We start from the raw sequence: 22,858 nt of genomic DNA, 5'->3' as shown, positions 1-22,858 counted from the left end.
ATACCCTATACCCTAACCCCCATACCCTACTTCAGTTCTCTCATCTTCCCCTCCACCACCTGCCGTATGTCTTCGGAGGAACGGTCGCATACCGCAAGCGATCTCTTATAGTGATCGAGAGCACTTATGGCGTCTTTTGTCTCGGCGTAGGTATCGCCGATACGCATGTACGCCACCGCGGCCTCCCTCTTCTCCTTTGCCTTTGCTATGATCCGGTAATACTGGGCGCGCGCCTTATCGTATTCGCCCCTCTTCTCCCAGATGCGCCCTATGTTGAGGTAGGTATTCAGGAATTCCGGGTTTATCTTACGGGCTTCCTCGAATTCCGCGGCCGCCTCATCGTACCTTCCGGCGCTCGCGTAGGCGACGCCGAGGGCGTTCCTCGACTCCACGAAATCCGGCTTTAACGATATCGATACCCTGAACTCTTCTATCGCCCGGTCGACCTTTCCCATCTTCAGATAGCAGTGGCCCAGGTTATTGTACGTTATATAGAAACCGCCCGATATGACCTCCGCCTTCTTCAGGTACCTGAGCGCCTTTTCGTAATCGCCCTTTTCGGTCAGATATGTGCCCAGCGAATTGAAGACCCAGGAGTTGAGCGGTGTCACCTCTATATTCTTCTCGCATATCGCAACGGCATTCTTCCAGTCCTCGTTCCTCTCCATCGTCCTGACGGAGTACGCCGACGCTATGAGCACTGCCGCGACGATAGCGATAAGCCGTCTCCGGCCGGCCCGGCCGTCACTGCCGCGGGTGAACTTTTCCATCATGGCCGCAAGGAATATACAGAACCCTATCGACGGCAGATACAGGAAACGCTCCGCCTCGAGCGCCTTGAGAGGGACTATGTTAAGCACCGGCAGGAGCGATATGAAGAACCATCCCATTGCAAACGATATCAGCCGCTCGCGCCTGTATGCCGCCAGGAGCGCCGCGCAGGCGAGGACTAGGAGGGCTATGGCGACCAGGACGTCCTTCTCCACGACGGATGTGGAGAGCGGCATCAGGTAGAATACGGCATACAACTTCGTCGGGAGGAAGAGCACCCTCACATAATCGACGACGACCTTGAGCATCGTAAGGAATGTGTAGTACGGGCTCTCTCCCCACCACCCCATCTGGCTCACCCGTCCGAGCATGGCGGACCTCGTTATGACGTAGAAAGCGGCCAGGGCAAAGTAAGGCGCATATACGAGGGCCCTCGGCTTCCATCCCTTCTTCCCGGCAAAATGGACGTCGTACAGGATGATGGCAAGGGGCAGCGTAACGGCCATCTCTTTCGAGAAGAGGGCTATTGCGCAGGATGCGATCGACAGGGCCAGGAACCTCTTCTTCGAAGAAGCCGAATACCTGACATAAGAGATGAGCGAGGCCAGATAAAAGAAGGTGAAGAGGACGCTCGAGCGGCCCGATACCCACGAAACGACCTCCGTCTGAACGGGATGCGCCAGGAACAGGAGCGCGCTGAAGAAGGCGACCAGAAAATTGCCGGATATGAGCCAGAGGAGGACACATACGAGTATGCCGTTACACGAATGCAAGAGCACATTGGAGAGGTGATAACCGAACGCGTTCAACCTCCATAAGAAATAGTCCAGCGAGTAAGATACGGTGGTGAACGGCCTGTAGACGTCTTTCGCCAGGGCGCCCAGGGCAACGGTAGACGGGTCGGTGAAGAAGGACGGGATATTTTCGAGCTTCCTTATGGAGATATTCCGCACAACGAAGAGCTCATCATCCCATATGAACTCGCCGCCGAGAGAGTTGGAATAGATGATGATGGATATGAAGGCAAGCAGTATCAACGCCTTCAGGAATTTAGGCGCCGGTCCCTGAAACGAATTCGCCATACGTGCTCAGCTTTATCCCTTCCGTCTTTAAGGCATCCTTTGCGCGTTTACCGGTGAGCGCATAAAGTTCATATTCGCTGTTGAGATGGAACCTATACCGAGATATGACTTCCGGGCCTATGAAACCGGGATGCGTAACAAGCTCGGTCGTCCCGTCTTTAAGGGACGCCAGGATGCCGAGGAGCGCCTCTTCGCGCAGACGGCCCGAATCGAGAAATCCTGCAAAGTGCTCCGCGTAACGGATGCCTCCGGCCCTGAGCCGTCTCTCCATGCCCGGGGCGAAACAGGCGACGATCATACGTTTGGCTATCTTCGCGGGTGATAACCCGGCCGCATATGTATCGTCGGCGGGCATCCTCAGCGCCGGTATGCCGTGCTCCTTCGCCAGGGCGACAAAGATATCGAAAAGTTTCGGCATCATGTGGATATGCTCGTGACTGCTGAGGTTCGAGATCGGTATGCCTATGCTCTCAGCCATACGGAGCTGCCGCTCAAGCTCGGTGCATATATCGTGGCGGTGTATCATCCCCAGCTTGAACTTCATAAAAAATAGGTTGTGGTCTTTATGGAACCTGCTGCCCCTTGTGACAAGGGCGGGTATCTTGCCGGGGTCGGAGACGGCATCCGTCTCGGTCAAAGAGAGATGGGCCCCTATATCCTTCGGCTTCAGCTCCTGCAACAACCGCACGGCATCGCCGAAAGCGCCGCCCGAGGGTAGGACGTTTATATTGGTGACTATGCCCTCCCGGCAGGCCTTTACGATACCTTCGTTTATGCTCCTGGTGAGCCCGAAATCGTCGGCTGTGACTATAAGTCGTTTCATGACCTTTTGGAGGAGAATTTATATGCCAGCATATCCCAGAACGTGCGCGCCACGATGGCGGGACGCGATATGGTGGACCTGCCGCCGGTACGGAGTTCGAAGATGAGGCCGAATTGCCTTATCCTGTAATTTTTCTTGATCGCTTCGGCGAATATCTCAACGTCTATGAACGGGCTCTTGGACCTGAGGTCGAGGCCCGAGATCGCCTCTCTCTTATATACCTTGAGGCCTGAATTGATATCCCGTATATCGAGATGGAACAGAACGCGGACGAGGAAGTTGTATACCTTGGACATGATGATGCGTTTCAAGCTTGCGTCCTTGAGTACCAGGCTATACGCCGTTACTATATCCGCTTCATCCAGGAGCTCCACGGCCTTCTTCATATCCTCTTCCCGCGCCGGGAGATCGGAATCCGTGTACAGGACGGCATCCTTCGAGGCGTTCTTCAGCCCCTCCCTGAGAGCCCCGCCGAACTTCGTATTCTTTTTAAGCCGTATCAATCTTATGTGCCGGTCGGCCCCGGCAATGGCGCTCACCATATCGGCGCTTCCATCGGTGGAGGCATCATCGACGACTATGATCTCGTAATCGACGCGCATCTTGCCGGCAAGGTCCGACGCCCGCTTTATCGTCGTCCTGATATTGTCGGCCTCGTTGAACATGGGAAAGACGAACGATACGCTCCTCATTCCTTCCTCTCCCTCTTCACCAGGTAGACGCCGTCGTCCGGTACCTTGTTAGTTATGATACACCGCTTGCCGATCTTGTAGACCATGTATGTAGGCCTCATGCAATAGGGCTTGGTATCGAGCGTATATAGCTGTATATGGTTCTTCTCTTTCAGCACACACCATACCCTTTCCTCGACATCCAGGAACTTTACGAACCTGTCATGCTTGTCTATATCGTCGGGAAATTTGCCGGTATAGAAGGCTACCCCCGAAAGGTAGTTGCTCTCGCAGGCGACCTTCTCCAGGGGCTTCATAAGCGAGGCGAGTTTCAACGCGACCTCTTTGCTCGTCTCATATCGCTCGATATCGTCGAGAACGAGCTTATTCAGGGGGTATATGAAGAGCACGACCGAAAACACGATAAAGAAGAAAGCGAATATAAAATTCCTGGCCTTGAATGCGATGAGCGACATGCCGAACCCGAGGACAAGGAAGGATGCCGACACGACCGCCCCGCCCAGGACCATGGGGAACTTCATCTTGATGAGGATGTAGAGAGTTATCACGCCCGCCAGCACCGCGATATCGAGGATATAGTACGATATCCTCATGCCCTTCCATATACCTCCCGGATCTCCGTCCTTCAGGAATTTATCCCAGACGACGGCTACTATCAGGGCAAGCGCCGGGAATAACGGGAATACGTAAGTGGGCAGCTTAGTGCTCGATATGGAGAAGAAGATGAATATCACGAAAAACCATGAAAGAACGAAGAGGATGGGACCCCTGTATTCCGAGGATCTCGTAAAGGCCTTCGTGAATATATACCAGAAGCCGAAAGGCAGAAAGACGCTCCACGGGAAGAATCCGCCCAGTATTATGGGGATGTTATAGTAGAACTGGGACCCTATCGCGTGCTCGGATTCGAGGAACCTCGTCACGTTATGGAACCCGAAGAAGGCGTCTACGAACTTCATGCCGTGGAGCCGGTATTCGACAAGATACCACGGGAGGGCTATCGCGAAGAATACCGCAAGGCATGGTATGACGGGTATCCTAAGGACCGACTTCAGGTCCCTGAAGAGTATCAGGTAGACCAGAAGGACAACGCCCGGCAACAGGACACCTATAGGCCCTTTCGTAAGCGTTGCAAGGGCGAAGAAGGATGCCGATAAGATATAAAAATAGCCTTTCCCCCGCATGCGGCCGTATAGGAAGAAGAGAAATCCGTACGCTATCAGTGTAGCCAGGATCATGTCCGTCACACAGGCCCGGGAGAGCATCACATATTCGACATTCGTCGCAAGTATGAGGGCCGAGAGGATACCGACGCGTTTATTGAATAAGAGCATGCCGAGGAGATATACAGCAACGAGGCCCAAAAAACCGAAGACGGCCGAAGGGAAGCGCGCGGCAAATTCGTTCACGCCGAATAGCTTATAAGAGGACTCGACGAACCAGTATAAGAGGATAGGTTTTTCGAATTGCGGTTTGCCGAAGAGATACGGGGTGAGCCATTCGCCCCTCTCCAGCATCTCCTTCGCGGTCTGTGCATAGAACGTCTCGTCCGGGTCGGATAGGGCCATGCCGCCCAGGTGGAAGAAGAAGAGATACCCTGAGAGTATGAGAAGAAGGAATATGGACGTAGCCGGATGCTCTAATAGTCGTTTCATAACAGTGACTTTTATTTTACAGAGAAGATGCGGCTTGTGCGGGATGATATCCCGGAAAACACGGAAGCCGCGCACAATATCTTCAACGCTTCGCCCGGGATGAAAGGCAGGAGACCGATAAGGAAAGCGCTTTCTAATGGTATGCGATATAGATAGATGAGCCATGCGATGCCGCATGTATAGATAACCGCATTTCCCAGAATGAATCCGAGTATGATCCGCCATATCGCGGGTCGTCCTGCTGTCTCTGTCAGACGGCCGGCGATATACGACGCGAAGACGAACCCTATGAGATATCCGCCAGTGGAACCCATAAAATGGCTTATGCCGGAAGAGTACCCCTGGAAGACCGGGAGGCCGACAACCCCGAGCAAGAGGTATCCGGCCTGACTGTAGAGGCCCAGCCGCTTTCCGAGCACGGCGCCTGAAAGGACGACAAAGAATGTCTGCAGGGTTATCGGGACAGGCGTCCCGGGTAACGGTATCCGAACATAAGCCCCAAGCACCATGGCAAGTATGAAGAATGCGACCCCCAACGCTGCGCTCGCTGGACGACTATAGATCACTTCCCTGCCCAGAGCCAATGTGTGCGAATGTCCCATCTGTAATGCCTCCTATATATACTATATATGTTTATATACCCTGATATTGTTATAAGATTACTATAAATGGCGGGCAGTGTCAACCATTTCTGGTTTGAGATCTTACGCGGCGATGAGCGCCGTCTGCTGCGAGTCGTAGATAATTTTCAGTTCACCGGGATCTTTGGGCTCTATATCCGGCATGAAGAGTACCATGCCATTTTCGAGCATCTCTTTATCGTCGATACCTATATGGGGATGGTTCTTTCTGAACGCCCGGAGCATTTCGCTGACTACCCCGGCAAGCTCTTCCTGGGCCAGCTCACCTCTCTCTCTTCTCTCTTTTGCCTTAGATACGAATTCGGCAAGCTCCATCGCCATGCGGACCATCTCACAGAGCCGTATGTAATTAAGCTCCTCCCCCGACTCCGCCTGCAGTTTTGAAGTATCCATGCCTGCGATGAACGCCCTGCCGATCAATTCTTTAAATTTCTCAAGATCTTTATTGTTTACGGTCACCTCGCTTGCTATTACAAAAGCGTTATGCGGTTTCACATTATATTCTGCGATCTTGGCCAGGACGTTCTGGGCCAGGTCATCTCCTGCGCCGCCGACTATCTTGACGTTATCATGACCGGCCTTCTTCAATTCCGCCTCCAGGCGGTTGGTGAACTCGTTCACGAGCGGCTGGATGAGGTTTTGCTTCCGCTGGAGCGGAGGGATCCACTCATTCGATTCAAGGCCTATCACTATAGTCTCGTTCTTCTCCTCCGCCGCATGCGCCATTAGCCGTATCCTATCGGTCAGCATCGTCGCTTCCCGGGCTTCCTCCGGTCGTTTTTCATCCCTCATCCTTCGTCCCTCTATCTTCTCGAGTTCCTCGAGGGCGCGCATCTGCACCTCCGCCCTGTAGAGGTTAATATCTTCCGATTGGCCGGGCCCCGGTTTAAAGTATCTGTTACCAACGAGAGAATCCGCGAAGAACCTGATACATTGGACATAGAGGAATTGTTTGAACGCCGTTACGGCCTCTCCCCGCAATTCTGCGGCCCTATCCGCGCCGTAAAATTCTCCTGTCTTATCCAGATATCCGTCTATTATGTCATTCACTACCTCCATATCTATGGTCACGCTATTTATATCCTCGGGCGCTTCGCCGGCCGGGTTGCCGGCCGAACGTAAGGCGTCACCGAGATCGTCCAGGAGGCCGCCCACCTGTATGGTATCGAGGTCTATCAGTGATATACAGCGTATCCGGCCCTGCGCGTCACGGGCGAAGACGGCATTATTTATCTTGGTGTCGCCATGGGTCAGCGCCTTACCGAGGTCGTTCAGGGATGCCGCAAGTCCGTCTCTCTCCCGCACCTTGGCCATGAGCGCGTCTACACGGTCTTTATATCTCGCCATGAAGGCGCCCTGTAATCTTACTTTTCTGGAGGTATCGTGGCTTAAACTTAATACCGTCTCCTCTCCCCGCAGAATGGCGTCAAGATAACCGCGGTGATATCCGGCATTGTGAAAGTTGGGAAGCGGGTTTCGCCACGAATCCTGCGGGACGTCCGCGACCATCCTGCCGAATATGGCTATCGCCTCGCCCAGGGAACGGGCTGCGTACTGTCTGTCTGCTTCGGGCACCTCGCTGAATGAGCTATATATAAGTATATCACCCGGTATGAAGTCCATGACGCGCCATGCCATGCCAGCCCCGTCGTAATAGATCTTGCCTCCTCCGTCTTTTCTGTCAAGGTAACTCACCTTTTGCCAGTGATCCGGCAGGAATTCGCCGGCCCTGGCCTGGGTATCTTCCAGGACCGTCAGGTTGTGGCCTATGGCGTCTATATCGAATATGGTATTCAGTTTCTGTACGATGAATCTCCTGCCGGCCGCCTTATCCGTGAGGCGCCACGTCACATTGATATGGCCTGTATAGTCGCGCTCTATCTCGCAATTGTCCGCCGTGGCCGCCAAGCCTGAATCGAAGGCATTGAATGCGGCTATCGCATCACTCTCCGTGGGCCTCGGCGTAAGTTTATAGACGACCTGCCCTCTATACTCCTCTTCCGCCTTTTCATCGAGCCGCGGGACCGTTATCTCTTCTATATCAAACCCTGCCTCATCAAAGAATTCGTCATAATAACCGGACTTGAAGAGCCTGACCAGGGCGAATCCGCCCGGCTTCAGGTGCTCTCGCATAGATCTCATTATCCTTTCAAAACCGGCGCGGTAGATGAAACCGGCGCTCATAATGGAATCTATCGGTACTTCGTCTTCCAACACTTCGGGACAATTGGATATGATGACGTCAAATCTGCCCAGGCCATTCAACCCGTCTCTTACGGAGATATTGGCCCGTTCACTTAAACCGCTATCCTTCACATTGGCCCTGGCATTTGCGACCGCCCAACCCTCACCTCTGTCTGTCGCCTCGACGTGCCCGTTAGGACCGACGTCGTTCGCCGCAAAGATCGTATCATATCCGGAACCGGCGCCGATCACGCCGACCTCCATCCCCTCTCTGATAAAGTTATTCTCATCGAGAGCAGCTATCAGATATTCGCTCGTATGGTCCGGGGCGAATACTCTGTCATGCACCAGCAGCGAATCTATCGTCCCTTTTGGCGTGCGCAGGGGTATCGTAAGCTTAACGCGTCCTCCCGTCCTCCTGACTTCGTCTTCGAGGCCGGCGAGCCATTTCTCCTGAGGGCTCTGAGCCCGTAACCTGTCGAACTCATCGGTGACGCCTTCTTTCTGCAGGGCAAGCGCAACCAGACGTACCACACCGGCTACGGTCACATCCGGCCCGAGCTGCCGTTCTCCCTCCGCGATGATAAGATCCGCGAGATCCCTGGCCACTTTTGCCGCAAAATACGGCACTTTCTCAAGAACCGCCCTGTATTGCCCTATCGCGATATCGGCACGACCCTTTTTTATATTGGCCATAGCGGCGGCCATGCGTGATGCATTGAAAGATTCATAGCCTATTCTCATATCGATCGCCTTGATCTCGTCCCGCATAGCAGCACAATCCCGGGCAGCAAAATAGAACAGAGAACCCGATGCCTTTCCGAAGAAAGATTGGTCAAATAGATCACCATACCTGTCATGACCTGCCGGCGTTAGGTTATCATATGAGATAAGGTCTGCCTCGTATTGTAACGGCAGCGCCGCTTTCGAATATTCCTCATATACGCCCATGATCTTTCTCCTGCCGTCATCTGTCAGCGCAGTGAATTCCTGGGCGGCCTCTTCCGACACGATAAATCCGCTTACGCACCGCAGCTTCCGGATAAACTGCCATTCTGATGACATCCGCCTGATATTTGTACGCCTTCGGACCGCCTCCATAAAGATGTCGACCGGATAATGCATCGCCCTGTCAAGCAGTACCGCCACTTCCGGGGTCAGAGAAACGACCTCACCTCTTTCATCGGGTTTGCCGAGCATAGTGTCATCCGCATTCCATACCGGTTGGACCGGGAATGCCTCCTTGCCCTCTTCGGTCTGTCTCGCCCATTCCAAAAGCGAATTCACGAAGAAAAATCTTGTCTTCATTTCATCCGGTAATGGCAATGAGCCGAGAACTCTATATGCCTTTTCCGTAACTCTGCCATCGCTATTTGCAAACTCCAGGAGCGCTTCCGCAAATTCCTCTACGGTCATCTTCCCGAGCTCTATCTCCGACCTTGCCTCCAGTATCCGCATCTCGATATCTTCCGCAGAGACCGAATTCCGTATCCTGTCCAATAGCCCCGGTATTCCTATCTGGCCGGACGCTTCGGGCGGAATCCTGCCTGGCCTCTCGCGCAGCTTCTCCGGCGTAGTAATGGGAGCATTTTTAAGGGCCGCCAGATTATCCAGGAAATTCGTCCTGTCATCTTTTATCATCGCGGCCAGATCTTCTTCCGCGGGAACCGACCTGTCCCGCCATACGATAGCCCTCTCCACGATCTGGCGGTCCCTATGCCTGAACTCATAGACCTCATGTTTTACGATATCCGACCCCGCCTCATCCTTAAGGTGTTTGTGGAAGATTAGGAAATAGGTGCCAAGCATCTCTCTCTCCATCCTCCCGGCAATGGCCTTCCTCTCTTCCTCGCTCGACCGGTCATCCTCCAGCACGATCTCTTCATACACCTCGTAGTTGCCGCTCACGATAATGCGTTGTATGCCTGTTGCGGCGGAATTTCTCTTTAGAATATTCGCGATATCTTCCCGAAGCCCTGACTTAAAATAATCGTGGCTCAACTGCCCATCCTCAAACTCGGTGCCTTTTTGTTCGATGAATTGAACTATCAGATCACGGACATTCTTACCGCTCACCCCTGCCGGTTCTTCCATCTTAAGAATGACAGGCCTCGCATAATCGTTATAGTCAATTTCGACTTTCATGTAGTGAAGCCCTTCGTTGGCCGCCTTATCGGCTTCCTCTGTCACCACAATATAAACTCCGGCGGCCTCGCCGGGATAGCTGAATGTTGTCGGCGCAAGCATCCGGCCCATGGCCGTGCCTCCGGACTCCGGTCCGTCCGCCGCGGCCGCGCCGAGGGAGCGGGGACGCCGCCCGGGTCCTTTACGCTTTTTGAGCACCCCATTAAGCCGCGCAAGCGTGGCCTCATCGCCTTTCCCGGAAGCGGCCTTTATTATCTTTCCGACCCTGTATGTGAGGGCCACCTTGGATATGTCGAGAACGGCGGCGGCCCTGGTCATGTTACCGTCTGTCTTTTCCAGCGCAGCTATCGTATCTTCCGTATAGGACGGTAATGATACGAGCGCCCTATTGAGGCGGGCAAGCGTGGCCTCATCGCCTTTCTCGGAAGCGGCCTTTCTTATAACCTTTGTCCTGTAGGATACGTCTGAATCGGATACGCCAAGGGTGCCGACGGCCTTTGCCTGACTACCGCCTGCCGTCTCCAGCGCGGAGATCGTCTCTTCCGTAAAGGGCGGTAATGATATGCGCGCCTTATTGAGGCGGGCAAGTGTGGCCTCGTCGCCCAATTTGGAAGCGGCCTTTCTGATCGTTACCATCCTTTTAAAAAAGGCCTCTCTTCTTATACCAAGGTAACCGGCCGCCTTCGTCTGGTTACCGTCTGCCCTATCCAGTGCGGCTATCGTATCTTCCGTATAGGACGGTAATGATACGAGCGCCCTATTGAGGCGGGCAAGCGTGGCTTTGTCGCCCGATCTGGAAGCGGTATTTCTTATCGTCTTTACCCTGTATGAGACGTCTGACTCGGATACGCTAAGGATCCCGGCGGCCCTGGTCATGTTACCGCCCGTCCTCTCCAGCGCGGAGATCGTCTCTTCCGTAAAGGACGGCAATGATATGTGCGCCCTATCGAGCCGGGCAAATGTGGCCTCGTCGCCCAATTCGTAAGCGGCCCTTCCTATCGCCTTTATCCTTTTAGAAAAGTCCTGTCTGCTTATGCCAAGATCATCGGCCGCCTTCGTCCATTTACCGCCTGCCCTCTCCAGCGCGGAGATCGTCTCTTCCATAAAGGGCGGGGGCTTGGGCAACTCACCCTCGGGACCTGACGATTTTGTGGACCTTGGACCGTCGACCGGGGACTCTACGACCGGTATCTTATCCCCAAACTCCGGCCCGTCCGCCGCGGCCGCGCCGAGGGAGCGGGGCTTCGGCTCGCCGGGCGTCTTCTCTATCAGCGGAACGAAGTAGCTGTACTGCACAACTCCGATCTTGACCAACCTCGGATCGCCCCAGAGCCGGGCCTTCTTCCTGGTGAATAATGTCAGGTCGTAGATCGTCTCATTGCGTTCAGCCGACATCTCCTTATTGTAAACGGGGATTATCATACGGCCGTTCACGGCCAGCTGGTCCGCCAGGACCTCGGGCGCATCTTCGCTTCCCGCGCCGGCCGAAACGACTATGACATCATACGGGCCCCCGGGAGGATAGCCCAGCGTCCCGCCGGCCTGCATGATCTCTACATTTTTTAAGCCCAGTGCTTTTATCGTCCTCCTTGCGCGCGCGGTAAGCTGAGGTATTATCTCGACCGCTTTCACATCGCGGGCAAGGCGGGCCATCACTGCAGAGAGCCAACCGCTCCCGGCGCCTACCTCAAGGACCCTTTCGTCTTCTTTTATATCGAGGAACGCCAGGATCATCGCCACAAGCGACGGCTGTGAGATCGTCTGGGAATATCCTATAGGCTGCGCATTGTCTTTATAAGCCAATAACTGCATAGGGCGCGGGATGAAGAGGTGGCGCGGTGTCATGCGCATGGCATTTGTTATCCTCTTCAGGACCTTTCCCAATTTCCCTTCAGGGATAAAATGATGCAGGGGGACGGAATAATTCTCTTCGCCATTCAGGATCGCCGGGATATTTGAAGCGAATGACTCGTTCTCTTCCATTAAGGGCAGATATTCCGCCGTCAATTCTCTCCCGGGCCCCGGGAATGCCTCTTCCGGCCACGCGCCGGCTTCGTATATACCGTCCACTATAGCGCGGACGCGCTCATCTTCCGTAAATCCTCCCGACTCTATCTTCAATAATCCAACCGCAAGCTCTAAGCCGGATCTTCCCTTAAGCCATGTTTTGAGATCTGCCAGGTCGTCTTCTTCCGTAGCAGCTTGTGGCCCGGGGCTCGCAGCTCCGGCCGGCTCGATCGTCATATAAACGCTAAGCTCCCCTTCGCCGCTCGCGGCGAGGATACGGCTGTCGCGCTTCTCCAGCGGCTTCTCGGCAAGGTAGAATCTATATTGCAAGGACTTTATTCCGTCACGGTATATCGGAAGAGAGTAGATCTTATTTGGGCCATCGTAAGAAAGCTCATCGATCTCGCAGCCTGCAAGGACAGGGTCTTTCGCCTTTATCGCCGCAAGGTCCGATGCGGATATGATCTTCTTCAGTTCGGGGATAAGGGTGTGCTGGGATACGCCGAGTTTTAGGTGGTGGGCGATCGTAGTCAAAATTATCGCGGTTGAGGCGCCTTCCCTGAATGATCCTCGAAGGGCCGCCTCTTCTCCGGCAGACGCTATCGGTTTAAACCTGGACGCGGGAGAGAGCGCAAAGGCAGCGTCCTGTAAGAGCATCGATGATGCTATAAGGATAGCAATTGCCCGGAAATATATCCTGCTGGTCATTATGTAGTTCATAATTTTAGCAAAGTAGCAATTATGATATCATATAATGGTGTTAAGTCAACAGAAACTCGGCTACCTTTTTCCTCCCTAACTAAAAAGGTGCCTGACCACTTTTATTGTCATTGTAAACTTATATGTATATTATAGGTTGACAATTGACAGCTCTTGAGCTAAAATGCGGAGATGCGGCGTATTGGCGCACTTATATTACTGGTTTCGTTATGCTCCGGAGTTGCCGCGCGTGCCGAAGAAGCGCGCACTCTCGAAAAGATCGTCGTCACCCCCTCCCGTCTCGAATATTCGCCGACCGGTTCAGGCCGCTCCGTCACTATCCTGGATGAAGATGCTATGGGCAGCTGCGTCTACAGCTCGATCCCGGATATGTTAGGCGACCTGGGCGGGATCGATCTGCGCAGGCGCGGTGTCGGCGGTGTCCAGTCAGATGTCAATATACGCGGCACGACGTTTGAGCAGAATACGGTCATGATAGACGGCATAAAGGTTAACGACCCGCAGACCGGCCACTACAATATGGACCTCCCCGTGACCGGGGCAGATATAGAGAGGATAGAGATACTGAAAGGCCCTGCGTCGGGTCTATACGGCCCGAACGCCTTCGGCGGCGTCATAAATATAATAACCAAAAAGCCCCGGGGAAGAAAGATCATGGCTGAGGCACAAGGCGGGTCCTTCGACTATTTTTCCGGAGTGGTCTCCGTCTCTCAGGATCTCGGGACCATCGCCAACCGTTTTTCGTTCGAGGAGAGCCGTTCGACGGGGTATATGCCGGAGACAGAATATAATATACTGTCATTGTCGGACAGCGCCGTCATGAAAATAGGCGAGGGGACGGCCGGCTTCTTCTTCGGGTATACCAAAAAGGACTTCGGCGCCGACAGCTTCTATTCGAACTTATATCCTAACGAGGAGGAAGATACCGACACGAGGTTCTTTAAGGCAGATTATTCTATCGAAACCGGCAGTTTAAAGATAGCGCCTAAACTCTTCTTAAGAAGGCACAAGGATAAATTTGCGCTCGACAGGAACAGGCCCGGATGGCAGACGAATTACCATACCACATATAATTACGGCGGAGAGCTCGGGTTCGTCCTTGAAAACGATTTCTGCGACGTCTCCTACGGATTCGAGCTTTCGCGGGACACGATAGATTCTACCAATATCCAGCGGCACAGGCGGACCAAAGACGGTATATACATAGAGGCCTCGCCGCATCTCGCCGACGACCTATCATTTATCGCAGGGATGAGGGAGGACCGGTTTTCTGATTTTGGCTGGGAGTGCTCTCCGTACATGAGCGTGATCTACCGTTTTTTCGAAGATCTCAGCGTGAGGTCTTCCGTCGGAAAGGCATACAGGGTCCCTACATTCACGGACCTCTATTACAGCGATGCGGCGAATATCGGCAGTGCCGACCTGACCCCGGAACACGCATGGTCATACGAAGCCGGTGCTGACTATGTAAACGGTGCAATAAAATGTTCGGCCACGTTCTTCCACCGTGACTCACAAGATACTATCGATTGGACCCGCGCTTCATCGAAAGAGCCGTGGCGTGTCTCCAATATCGGTTCTATAGAAACGAACGGGGTTGAGTTCTCTCTCGAGATAATGCCCAAAGCGATCATCAGATCGATCCCGGTCGACAGGATATACTTTGACTACACAACGGTCGATTCCTGCAGGAAACATGACTATCTTTCAAAATATGCCCTCGATTACCTGAAACAGCATATCACCTGCGGCCTTGAGTATACACTCTTGGATTTTAAAAACTATTGGACGCTCAATTACAAGAAGCGTACCGGCGATTCCGGCTATATAGTCGTCGATACCAAGTTCGAGAGGGAGATATTCCGTAAGAAGGGTCTCTCCCTGAAAGCATTCCTGAGCGTAGCAAACCTCTTCGATGTCACTTACTCCGAGCAGTCCGACATCCCCATGCCAGGCCGCGAGTTTCGCTCCGGCGCCCGTTTCGAGTTTTGAAATATCAAATCTGGAATCGGAAATTTGACATTGACGTGGAGGACCGGCGTAATTCTACAGCACCGTCTCTGCGATGACCTGCTTCTGGTAAGCGATGCGGAGGAGGCGGGTGACGTCGCCGGGGGCGCCCTTCCCTATCCGCTTCGAATCGACGGCACGGACGGGCAGGACCTCGGCGAGCGAATTTGTGAGAAAGACCTCGTCGGCGCCAAGGAGCTCGCCCCTCGTCACGGGCTTCTCTATGACGCGCATCTTAAGCCGTTTCGCTATCTCGATCACTGCGCCGCGGGTTATGCCCGGGAGTATCCCGCTTTCGAGGGAAGGCGTTATGAGGCAGTATCCTCTGACAATGAAGATATTGCTCGTCGCCGCCTCGGCGATATGCCCTTTTGTATTTGCCAGGATAGCTTCGTCGAAACCCTCTTCCTTTGCGTGTAGGCGCGCGAGTATGTAGGGCATGAAGTTGAGCGACTTTATGCCGGATAGCGGGGAGAGCTCGTTCTGCCTGAGATCGACCACCTTCGCGCTTATGCCTCTTTTGTGCATCCAGCGCGGGTACTCTTCGAACTCTTTTGCTACGACGACCGTGTTGGGCGTGAAGATGTCCCTGTATCCTATGCCGAACCGGCCTTCCCCCCTGGTCACCGCCATGCGTATATATGCGCTCTTCAGGTTGTTCGCCTTCAGCACCCTGTAAGCTATGCCGCGGAGATATTTTTTGGCGTACGGCGGGTCCATCTTCATGACGCGGAATGCCCCGAATAACCTGTCCAGATGCCGGTCGAGCCGGAATATGACGCCCGCGTATGAGCGCATCGTCTCGAAGACCCCGTCGCCGTATAAGAAACCCCTGTCGGATATCGGGACCTTTGCCTTATCGATATCGACGAACCGGCCGTTCATCCAGACCATCCCGTTCTTCATACGCATAGATGCTCCCGTTTAGGCATGGCGACCCCGAGGGCCCGGAACATCCCCTTCGCCTTGTCGAGCGTCTCGAGGTATTCGCTCTCCGGGTCGGAATCGGCGACTATCCCGCCGCCTACCTGGAAGTAGGCCTTATCGCCCTTGATGAGAAAGGTCCGTATGGCTATCGATGTATCCATATTCCCGTCGAATGATATGTAACCTATCGAGCCGGTATAGACCGAACGCCTCACCGGTTCGAGCTCATCTATTATCTCCATGGACCGTATCTTGGGCGCGCCGGTTATGGAACCGCCGGGGAACGTTGCCAGGAGGCAATCGATCGGGTCGATACCGTCCCTCAGTCTTCCGCTGACCGTCGATACAAGATGGGATACCGTGGCGTACTTCTCCAGGATAACGAACTCGGTCGGCCTTATCGAGCCGTATTCGCATATCCTACCCAGGTCATTCCGCTCCAGGTCCACGATCATAACATGCTCTGCGCGGTCCTTGGCGCTCGCAAGCAGTTCGCCTTCCAGCCGCGCGTCTTCCGCGGTGTCATCACCGCGCGGGCGGGTCCCCTTTATCGGCCTCGTCTCTATATAGCCGCCCCGTTTCATCAGGAACCTCTCCGGCGATGAGCTCGCCACAGTGACCCCGCCGAAGCCGAGGTATGCGGAAAAGGGGGCCGGGCTTACTCTCCTGAGCCGCGAATAAAGCTCGAACGGATCGTGATCAAGCCCCGCCTCGAACCTTTGCGACAGGTTCACCTGGTAGATATCGCCCTTCTTTATATACTCCTTCGCCCTCCTTATCGCCTCGATATAAGATCCGAAAGAGAAGTTCGACTTCAGTAAAGGAGAATGATGGCCGCGCCCGTAACTTGATCCGCGCATATCCGTTTTTGATCCGTGTTCATCCGTGTCAATAATGTCTTTAAATTCTTTTATCCGGCCTACGGCACGCCTGTTACGCCTGGACTGGTCCGTCTCCGGCAGCCCGGAAGACGCTATGCGGCATCTGCCCTCAAGGTTATCGTATATCACCACCCTGTCATAAAAACCGATCATGCAGTCGGGTATGCCGAGGTCGTCGACTGAGCTCGCCGGTAAGCGCTCGACAAATTCCTTCATATCATACGCAAAATATCCGACGCCGCCGGACGTGAACGGGAGGCCGTCCGCCCCGGCCGTTTCGTACCTTTTCAGGATATCTCTTAACGCCATGAACGGGTCGGCGCTGAAATGTTCCCGGCCTATCCCTGTCCGTTCCAAAGTTATGGCAGTGCCTTTACTGCTGAAGATGAGGAACGGGTCACACCCGAAAAATGAGAAGCGCCCCAGTTTCCCGCTGTCGGATGAGCTGTCGAGAAAGAAGCTGTACGGATTATTTTTTATTCCGGCAAAGAGAGTTTCCGGCGGGGCAGGATCTTTTATATCTTCTATGATCGGCTGGAAGCGTCTCTTATTCATTTCGATGGTCTTATTATTTAAAAAGCTGAAAGCTGACAGCTATTTGAGTATCTCCTGGAATATGTCTGCCAGGAGATCCAGGCCGTCATTGACCTCCCGGCTTATACCCTCCCCGAGAGTTGTCGTCTTAGGCTGTACGGAGATGACAAATATGTCAAGATTGTCCCTTCCAGTCCTCAGGAGATCCGTCAGGAGACGGGGAGAAGGATTATGCGTCGAGAAGCTCACTTTTGATATCTCTTCCAGGTCAAAGATATTGATGTCGCCGGCCCTTTCGCTGAAATCGGCCGCGTCGACCAGTATGATCGTATTACAATCCGTAGATAGTATAGGAAAGATATAATTTTCCGGCGCGGTGCCGCAATCGAAGAGGCGCGCATTGACCGCCCGCGCCTTAAGGAGCTCCACCAGGCGCGGCCCGAGGCCGTCGTCGCCGCGCATTATATTACCTATCCCTACTATGGCGGGCCTTCCTTTTATCCTGTCTTTCAGGGTCGATCTCAATTCGGGCGAGGAGAGGACTTTAAAATTTTTCAAGCGTCGCTCTTCTTCTGCACTTCGCACAGATCACCTTTATCCGGTCGCTCCGGACGAGATCCTCTTTGGCGATCCTCGATACGTCTCCGGCAAAGTTCATGCTCTTCATAGACGAGAGGAAGAGGTTGGGGTTGGAAAAGGCGAGCGGCCCCAGGCGCTTTGCGAGCCATTCTAGATGTGCCTTCGCGGTTATCGCATCGCCGCAGACCTCGCATAGCGCAAGCTCTTTCTCGTCCGTCTGGGAGACCATGGTCGCCCTGTCAAAACCGGCAAGGTCGAATTCCGTGGTATGCCTTATACCCGGCGGGGTATCTTCCTTTGTGGTACAGAGGGCGCTGCATTGCCCGCAATAGTGGCATTCGTCCAGGTGCAATATCATCTTCCGCACGGCCTTCGTCCTGGTCACGGTATCCCTCGCCTCGATCGCCCTCGCCGGGCATACCAGCGAACAGGCGCCGCAGGCGATGCATCCGTCATTCGAATATTCCGGCTTACCCCTGAACCTCTTCGCCGGTATGTGGGGTTTGCGCGGGAACTTCGTAGTATAAGGCCCGGATATCAGGGCCGTTATCGCTTCTTTCAATTCTCTCAGTTTCGGATATCGCATTTTATTCAAAAAGTTTGACTATATTCGAAGAATGCCTGGCGAGATTTCCCGTGAAATCGAGCATGTCGAAATACATGTTCGCCGACATCGGTGTGCACAACCCTTTAACGAAGCGGTCCATGTGCTCCCTGCGGTAACGCTCAACTAGGTCCTTGACATGGAAACCGTTATCGATGACCCGTTCTTTAAGCGCCGGCTTCCGCGACTTCAGGAATTCGACCATCATCTCTACCGAGCGCTTCATGGCGTCGTACGTCTCATTGAACTGCGCGACGCCCAGGTCGCTGAAGAGGAGCCGCTCTTCGACCTTTATCTCTATGCGCTCTACCAGGTTCAACGCTTCGTCCCCCATCCTCTCAAGCATCTCGATGACGCCCGCCAGCACCGCCAGTTCCCCCCTGCATTTGCCCGATGCCTTCGAAAGGACGAGGATATTGCCTGTCAACTCCTTCTCCATGCCATTTATCGCCTTCTCTTCCTTCATTGCGGCAGCGAGCGGTTCCGGCTTATTCTCCATAAAACCCTTCTCTATAAGACCGAGCATCGAATATACCGTGCCGGCCATCTTTGCGACCTCTTCTTTCATCCCGTTCATATCCATGTCTGCCTCTTATTTTTTCAGGTCTTCGCCGTATTGATCTACGACGGTCCCCTCCCACGGCTTCACGCCGGAGAGATAGGCGCCCCTGGCGAGCGCATGGGCGGATACCGGCGCCGTCAGCAGTATGAAGGCCAGGCATAAGAGCGCCTTTATGCCCGTCGCCGTAAACCCCTGAAAGAGGAAGAGCCCGAACAGTATGCCGCACGTGCCGAGCGTAACGCATTTCGCCGACGCCTGGAGGCGGTTATAGACATCCGGGAAACGGATCAGCCCCAGGCATCCCAGAAAATCGAATGCCAGTCCTATGACTATCAATATGCTTCCGATCGTCTCATTCATCGAAATCTTTCCCTTCCAGATATTTAGCCAGCGCCATAATACCGATAAAGCTCTGAAGCGCCCACGCGATACCTATATCGATATACCAGTCCCTTCCGGTCGGTATGCTCAGCAGGGCGCAGAACCCGACTATGAGTATGCCGAGCATGTCCACGGCGACCGCCCTGTCAGGCGCGGTCGGCCCGCGCAGTATGCGCCACAGGCAGAGGCACGCGGAGAGGATCAGCCACATCAGAGAGCGGCTCAAAAACTCCGACTGCCATTTTAGGATCGAGGGAAGAGGAGATAAGAGTATCGCGCCCAGCAATATGAGCGTCGCTGCCGCGCCCGCAAACCACCTGATGCGCCTGTTCTTCACTCGAATATCCTCCTCAAAATATCCTCAAACTTCTTTACCACAGCCATCTTGGCATATGAACCGTCGGCCGACTCTTTTATGGAGATACAGTGGATATAGAGAATGCCGCCGGACCTGTCTATGTCGACGCTGGTGGTGCCGGGAGTCAGGGTAAGCGAATTGGCCAGGAATGTGATGCCCGTATCCGATTTCAGGTCCAATTTGACCCTCAGGGTGCCCGGCCTTATCGGCACGTCGGGATGTATCACCCGCCATGCGACATCGATATTGGCCTTGACGCACTCGGTAAGGAATACCGCGACGTAGTACAAAAACCACAGGTACCGTCCCGCGCCCCGGGATACGCGGGCGCGCCGTGTAAAGAGGTCCCCTGTCATTAAAGTCACAAAGAGCGATACGAGTATCCCCGTCACTATCTGCGAAGTGTCGGGCGGCCATGACAGGAAGAGCCATACGAACAGCCAGAGCATGAAAAGGACGATCTTTGCGGTCATTTCAGCGCCCCCGCAATGGCATTTACGTATCCGGACCCTCCGGAAGTCAGCACGGCGGCCGTATTCGTGATCACCAAACGGCCTGCGCCCGGTAAGAGGATAAGCCCGCTTGCAACGGTTATTATAGAAAGCACTATCAGCGCACAGGCGGTTGACCAGGATATCTTCTTAGCGGCGGGTCCGCGATCCACGCCGAATAACGCCGGCGTCATCGCGATGAAATAGTAGCCCAATGTCAGTATGCTCACAAGCGCCGCTGTCAGCGCTAAAATGGGGTGGCGCGCCTGGATGCATGCCAGTATGATAAGGAGTTTGCTCCAGAAACCTCCCAGAGGGGGCATGCCGCATATTGACAGGGAGCCGGCCAGGTTGGTGTAGCCGACCACCGGCGAAGCGGATATTATGCCGGACATCTTTGAGAGGTCCCTTGTCCCGGTCACCCGTTCCACCGAACCGGAATTCAGGAAGAGGAGCGATTTGAATACACTGTGGTTGAAGAGGTGGAACAGCGCGGCCGCGACGGATAACGGCGTTGCCACCCCCAGCCCGAGAGCTATATAACCTACCTGGCTGATGCTGGAATATGCGAACAATCTCTTGATATCGGTCTGGCCGAAGGCAAGTATGCTCGCGACGACCATCGACATTACCGCAAGCGTAATAAGTATCGCGGATATCCCCGGCGGCATGGAGAAGACGTTGAAGAATATCCTCATGATGGCGTATATGCCGAGCACCTTTATGGAAACGCCCGAGAGCATCGCCGACACTGGCGCAGGCGCCGACGAATGGGCATACGGAAGCCATGAATGGAACGGGACGAGCGCCCCTTTCAGGCCGAAACCCATAAGGAAGAGTACAGCCACAAAATCCACCACCCTGCCTCCCCCCTTGACCGCCAGCACGCCGGCCATATCGGCCATATTAAGCGTGGATGTGTAGCTATAAAGGAAAGCTATGCCCATCAGTATGAATGAGGACGCCACGGAACCCATGACGGCGTACTTGAAGGATGCCTCAAGCCCGTCGCTGTCTATCCCGAAAGCCACGAGGAAATATCCGGATATGGCCGCCATCTCCAGGAATAGATAAAGGTTGAATATATCGCCCGCTACCAGGACACCGTTTATGCCGGCGAGCATGATCGAAAAGAGCGCGAAGAACTTCCAGCTGTCCGTATACCGCCCCATGTAATCTATCGAATAGACCGATACTATAAAGGCGACCAGGTTCACCGTGACCAGCATGAAGACCGAGAGGCCGTCCGCTACGAGGGATATACCGAGCGGCTGCGCCCAGCTTCCCACTTTACATACTATGGCGGATGCCCCGGCGCCTGGGGCAAAGAGCATCTTGATAGATATGAGCAGTCCGGCGAATGCGGCGGCCGTCGCCATTGCCTCGCCGGCTCCCTTTATCCTCTTTCCTGCGAACGTGATGATAAACGCCGCCCCGAGCGGGATAGCGACAAGGAACGGCAATAATGCTGTATTAGGGCAGTTCATCCTTTAAGCCTGTCTATCTTTGTTATATCAAATGTCCCGTACTTTTCATATATCCGGATGGCGAGCGCCACCAGGAGAAGCGTTACCGAAAGACCTATTACTATGGATGTCAGGGCAAGGGCCTGCGGAAGCGGGTCTACCATCTTGTCTATCACCTGGGCGCGGTCAAATATCGGGGAACGCCCTCTCCAGGAATAACCGACCAGGACCAGGAAGAGGTTTACCGCGTACTCCATGATACCTATCCCGATTATTATCTTGATCAGGTTCCTCTTCCTGAGGACACAGTATAACCCCACCGAGAAGAGCACGAGGCATAATATATACGCGGTCATAGGATCACTCCGAATCCTTATCGGTTTTCGACAGAAGAACAAGCGCCGTAAACAGGGCGAAGAGCCCCGCGCCTACAACGACCATTTCGCATAACGGGACGGTCACCTCGCTGTTGAAGACCGGGCACGACTTAAATTGTCCGAATAAAAGGTTAAGCGGTACGCATCCGCCGCCGAAGCTGACCATGACCGTATAGAGAAATGCGAGCGCGCCCAGGCTTATCGCCCCGCGCATCACATATGAATGGAGGCGCTTCAGCGCGACCTTCTTGCCGAAGGCGAGCATCACATGGACGAAAGAGAGCGCGACGATGACCCCGCCCGCGAAGCCGCCTCCCGGGGCGTTATGCCCGTTAAGCGATATATATATGCCGTAAAGCAGGATGAACCCCAGCGTCAGGCGCGTTATCGTCTTGACGATCACCGTCATCCCGGGCTCCCTGTCACGCCCCATCATGAGACCCTTCCTTCCTGTGAGCTACGCTGCGCGCGATCGCGAGCACTCCTACGACTGCCGTAAATATTATCGCCACCTCGCCGAGCGTATCGTACACCCGGAAATTGGAAGCTATGGCCGACACCACGTTCAGCGCGCCTGTCCTTGCCTGCGCCTCGGCAATATACATCTTCCCCACCCTCATCTCGGGTTCGCCGAATGGCGGCATCTCTTTTATGGAAAGGTAGGCTAGCGCCAGGAATACGGCCAGAAAGCATAGCGTGGAGAGCGTATTGAAGAACCATCTTCCGGAGGTGCTGAACGGGAGGTCTTTCCGCACCGTTGCCCGTATCAATATGATAAGGCAGAGTATCTCGACCACGAGCTGCATTACGGCCAGGTCCGGCGCCTTCAGGACCAGGAACGCCATGGAAAGCCCTATGCCTACGGCGCCTACGGCGATGACGCCCGACAGCAGGTCCTTCACCTCGACCGCTACTATGGCGGCTACGATCATGAAGAAGAGTATAAAATTTATCTCTATCATCTTTAT

19 protein-coding genes are annotated in these 22,858 nt (G+C 54.2%); 1 reads left to right on the top strand and 18 read right to left on the bottom strand.

The features are described from left to right. Nucleotides 1-26: 26 nt before the first annotated feature. The 6 genes from WC515_05355 to WC515_05330 form a co-directional block, all read right to left on the bottom strand. Nucleotides 27-1,853, bottom strand: coding sequence for a tetratricopeptide repeat protein (locus tag WC515_05355; protein ID MFA5146779.1), 1,827 nt, complete (start codon nucleotides 1,851-1,853; stop codon nucleotides 27-29). Further along, nucleotides 1,822-2,676 (bottom strand): ChbG/HpnK family deacetylase, encoded by an 855-nt coding sequence (locus tag WC515_05350; protein MFA5146778.1) that lies wholly within the window; start codon nucleotides 2,674-2,676, stop codon nucleotides 1,822-1,824. The genes WC515_05355 and WC515_05350 overlap by 32 nt, the downstream gene beginning before the upstream one ends. Then, nucleotides 2,673-3,368 (bottom strand): glycosyltransferase family 2 protein, encoded by a 696-nt coding sequence (locus tag WC515_05345; protein ID MFA5146777.1) that lies wholly within the window; start codon nucleotides 3,366-3,368, stop codon nucleotides 2,673-2,675. Before WC515_05345 ends, WC515_05350 begins: the two co-directional genes overlap by 4 nt. Continuing rightward, a complete protein-coding gene (locus WC515_05340) occupies nucleotides 3,365-5,023 on the bottom strand; it encodes a glycosyltransferase family 39 protein (protein MFA5146776.1) in 1,659 nt (552 codons plus the stop codon). The genes WC515_05345 and WC515_05340 overlap by 4 nt, the downstream gene beginning before the upstream one ends. Nucleotides 5,024-5,034: 11 nt before the next feature. Next, nucleotides 5,035-5,625, bottom strand: coding sequence for a biotin transporter BioY (locus tag WC515_05335; GenBank protein ID MFA5146775.1), 591 nt, complete (start codon nucleotides 5,623-5,625; stop codon nucleotides 5,035-5,037). Nucleotides 5,626-5,727: 102 nt separating this feature from the next. Further along, the gene (locus WC515_05330; GenBank protein MFA5146774.1) at nucleotides 5,728-12,720 is read right to left on the bottom strand and encodes a helix-turn-helix domain-containing protein; all 6,993 of its coding nucleotides are present in this window, start codon (nucleotides 12,718-12,720) and stop codon (nucleotides 5,728-5,730) included. A gap of 171 nt (nucleotides 12,721-12,891) precedes the next feature. On the opposite strand from WC515_05330, the gene WC515_05325 reads away from it, so the two are divergent. Beyond that, complete coding sequence (locus WC515_05325; protein MFA5146773.1) at nucleotides 12,892-14,712, top strand: TonB-dependent receptor; 1,821 nt, start codon at nucleotides 12,892-12,894, stop codon at nucleotides 14,710-14,712. 54 nt (nucleotides 14,713-14,766) lie between these two features. Here the strand turns inward: WC515_05325 and WC515_05320 are convergent, their stop codons facing one another. From WC515_05320 to mbhE, 12 genes are read right to left on the bottom strand one after another with little or no spacing between them, the layout of a single operon-like run. Further along, on the bottom strand, nucleotides 14,767-15,636 hold the full coding sequence (locus tag WC515_05320; protein ID MFA5146772.1) for an aminotransferase class IV: 870 nt from the start codon (nucleotides 15,634-15,636) through the stop codon (nucleotides 14,767-14,769). Then, complete coding sequence (gene pabB / locus WC515_05315) at nucleotides 15,633-17,093, bottom strand: aminodeoxychorismate synthase component I (protein ID MFA5146771.1); 1,461 nt, start codon at nucleotides 17,091-17,093, stop codon at nucleotides 15,633-15,635. Before pabB ends, WC515_05320 begins: the two co-directional genes overlap by 4 nt. Nucleotides 17,094-17,132: 39 nt before the next feature. Then, nucleotides 17,133-17,630, bottom strand: coding sequence for a hydrogenase maturation protease (locus WC515_05310; protein ID MFA5146770.1), 498 nt, complete (start codon nucleotides 17,628-17,630; stop codon nucleotides 17,133-17,135). Next, complete coding sequence (locus WC515_05305) at nucleotides 17,617-18,237, bottom strand: 4Fe-4S dicluster domain-containing protein (GenBank protein ID MFA5146769.1); 621 nt, start codon at nucleotides 18,235-18,237, stop codon at nucleotides 17,617-17,619. Before WC515_05305 ends, WC515_05310 begins: the two co-directional genes overlap by 14 nt. 1 nt (nucleotide 18,238) lies before the next feature. Beyond that, on the bottom strand, nucleotides 18,239-18,838 hold the full coding sequence (locus WC515_05300) for a PhoU domain-containing protein (GenBank protein MFA5146768.1): 600 nt from the start codon (nucleotides 18,836-18,838) through the stop codon (nucleotides 18,239-18,241). A gap of 9 nt (nucleotides 18,839-18,847) precedes the next feature. Continuing rightward, complete coding sequence (gene mnhG, locus WC515_05295; protein MFA5146767.1) at nucleotides 18,848-19,177, bottom strand: monovalent cation/H(+) antiporter subunit G; 330 nt, start codon at nucleotides 19,175-19,177, stop codon at nucleotides 18,848-18,850. Further along, complete coding sequence (locus WC515_05290; GenBank protein ID MFA5146766.1) at nucleotides 19,170-19,535, bottom strand: cation:proton antiporter; 366 nt, start codon at nucleotides 19,533-19,535, stop codon at nucleotides 19,170-19,172. Before WC515_05290 ends, mnhG begins: the two co-directional genes overlap by 8 nt. Next, nucleotides 19,532-20,029, bottom strand: coding sequence for a Na+/H+ antiporter subunit E (locus WC515_05285; protein MFA5146765.1), 498 nt, complete (start codon nucleotides 20,027-20,029; stop codon nucleotides 19,532-19,534). The genes WC515_05290 and WC515_05285 overlap by 4 nt, the downstream gene beginning before the upstream one ends. After that, complete coding sequence (locus tag WC515_05280) at nucleotides 20,026-21,534, bottom strand: proton-conducting transporter membrane subunit (GenBank protein MFA5146764.1); 1,509 nt, start codon at nucleotides 21,532-21,534, stop codon at nucleotides 20,026-20,028. The genes WC515_05285 and WC515_05280 overlap by 4 nt, the downstream gene beginning before the upstream one ends. Further along, nucleotides 21,531-21,869, bottom strand: a complete 339-nt coding sequence (locus tag WC515_05275; protein MFA5146763.1) for a sodium:proton antiporter — start codon at nucleotides 21,867-21,869, stop codon at nucleotides 21,531-21,533. Before WC515_05275 ends, WC515_05280 begins: the two co-directional genes overlap by 4 nt. A 4-nt stretch (nucleotides 21,870-21,873) precedes the next feature. After that, on the bottom strand, nucleotides 21,874-22,326 hold the full coding sequence (locus WC515_05270; protein MFA5146762.1) for an MnhB domain-containing protein: 453 nt from the start codon (nucleotides 22,324-22,326) through the stop codon (nucleotides 21,874-21,876). Further along, a complete protein-coding gene (gene mbhE, locus WC515_05265) occupies nucleotides 22,313-22,852 on the bottom strand; it encodes a hydrogen gas-evolving membrane-bound hydrogenase subunit E (protein ID MFA5146761.1) in 540 nt (179 codons plus the stop codon). The genes WC515_05270 and mbhE overlap by 14 nt, the downstream gene beginning before the upstream one ends. Between the last annotated feature and the right edge of the window lie 6 nt (nucleotides 22,853-22,858).

The organism is Candidatus Omnitrophota bacterium, assembly GCA_041650805.1.
Taxonomy (GTDB): Bacteria; Omnitrophota; Gorgyraeia; order 2-01-FULL-45-10; family 2-01-FULL-45-10; genus JBAZKM01.
Note: the sequence above shows the minus strand (reverse complement) of the source record. Positions and strands in the feature narration are given on the sequence as shown.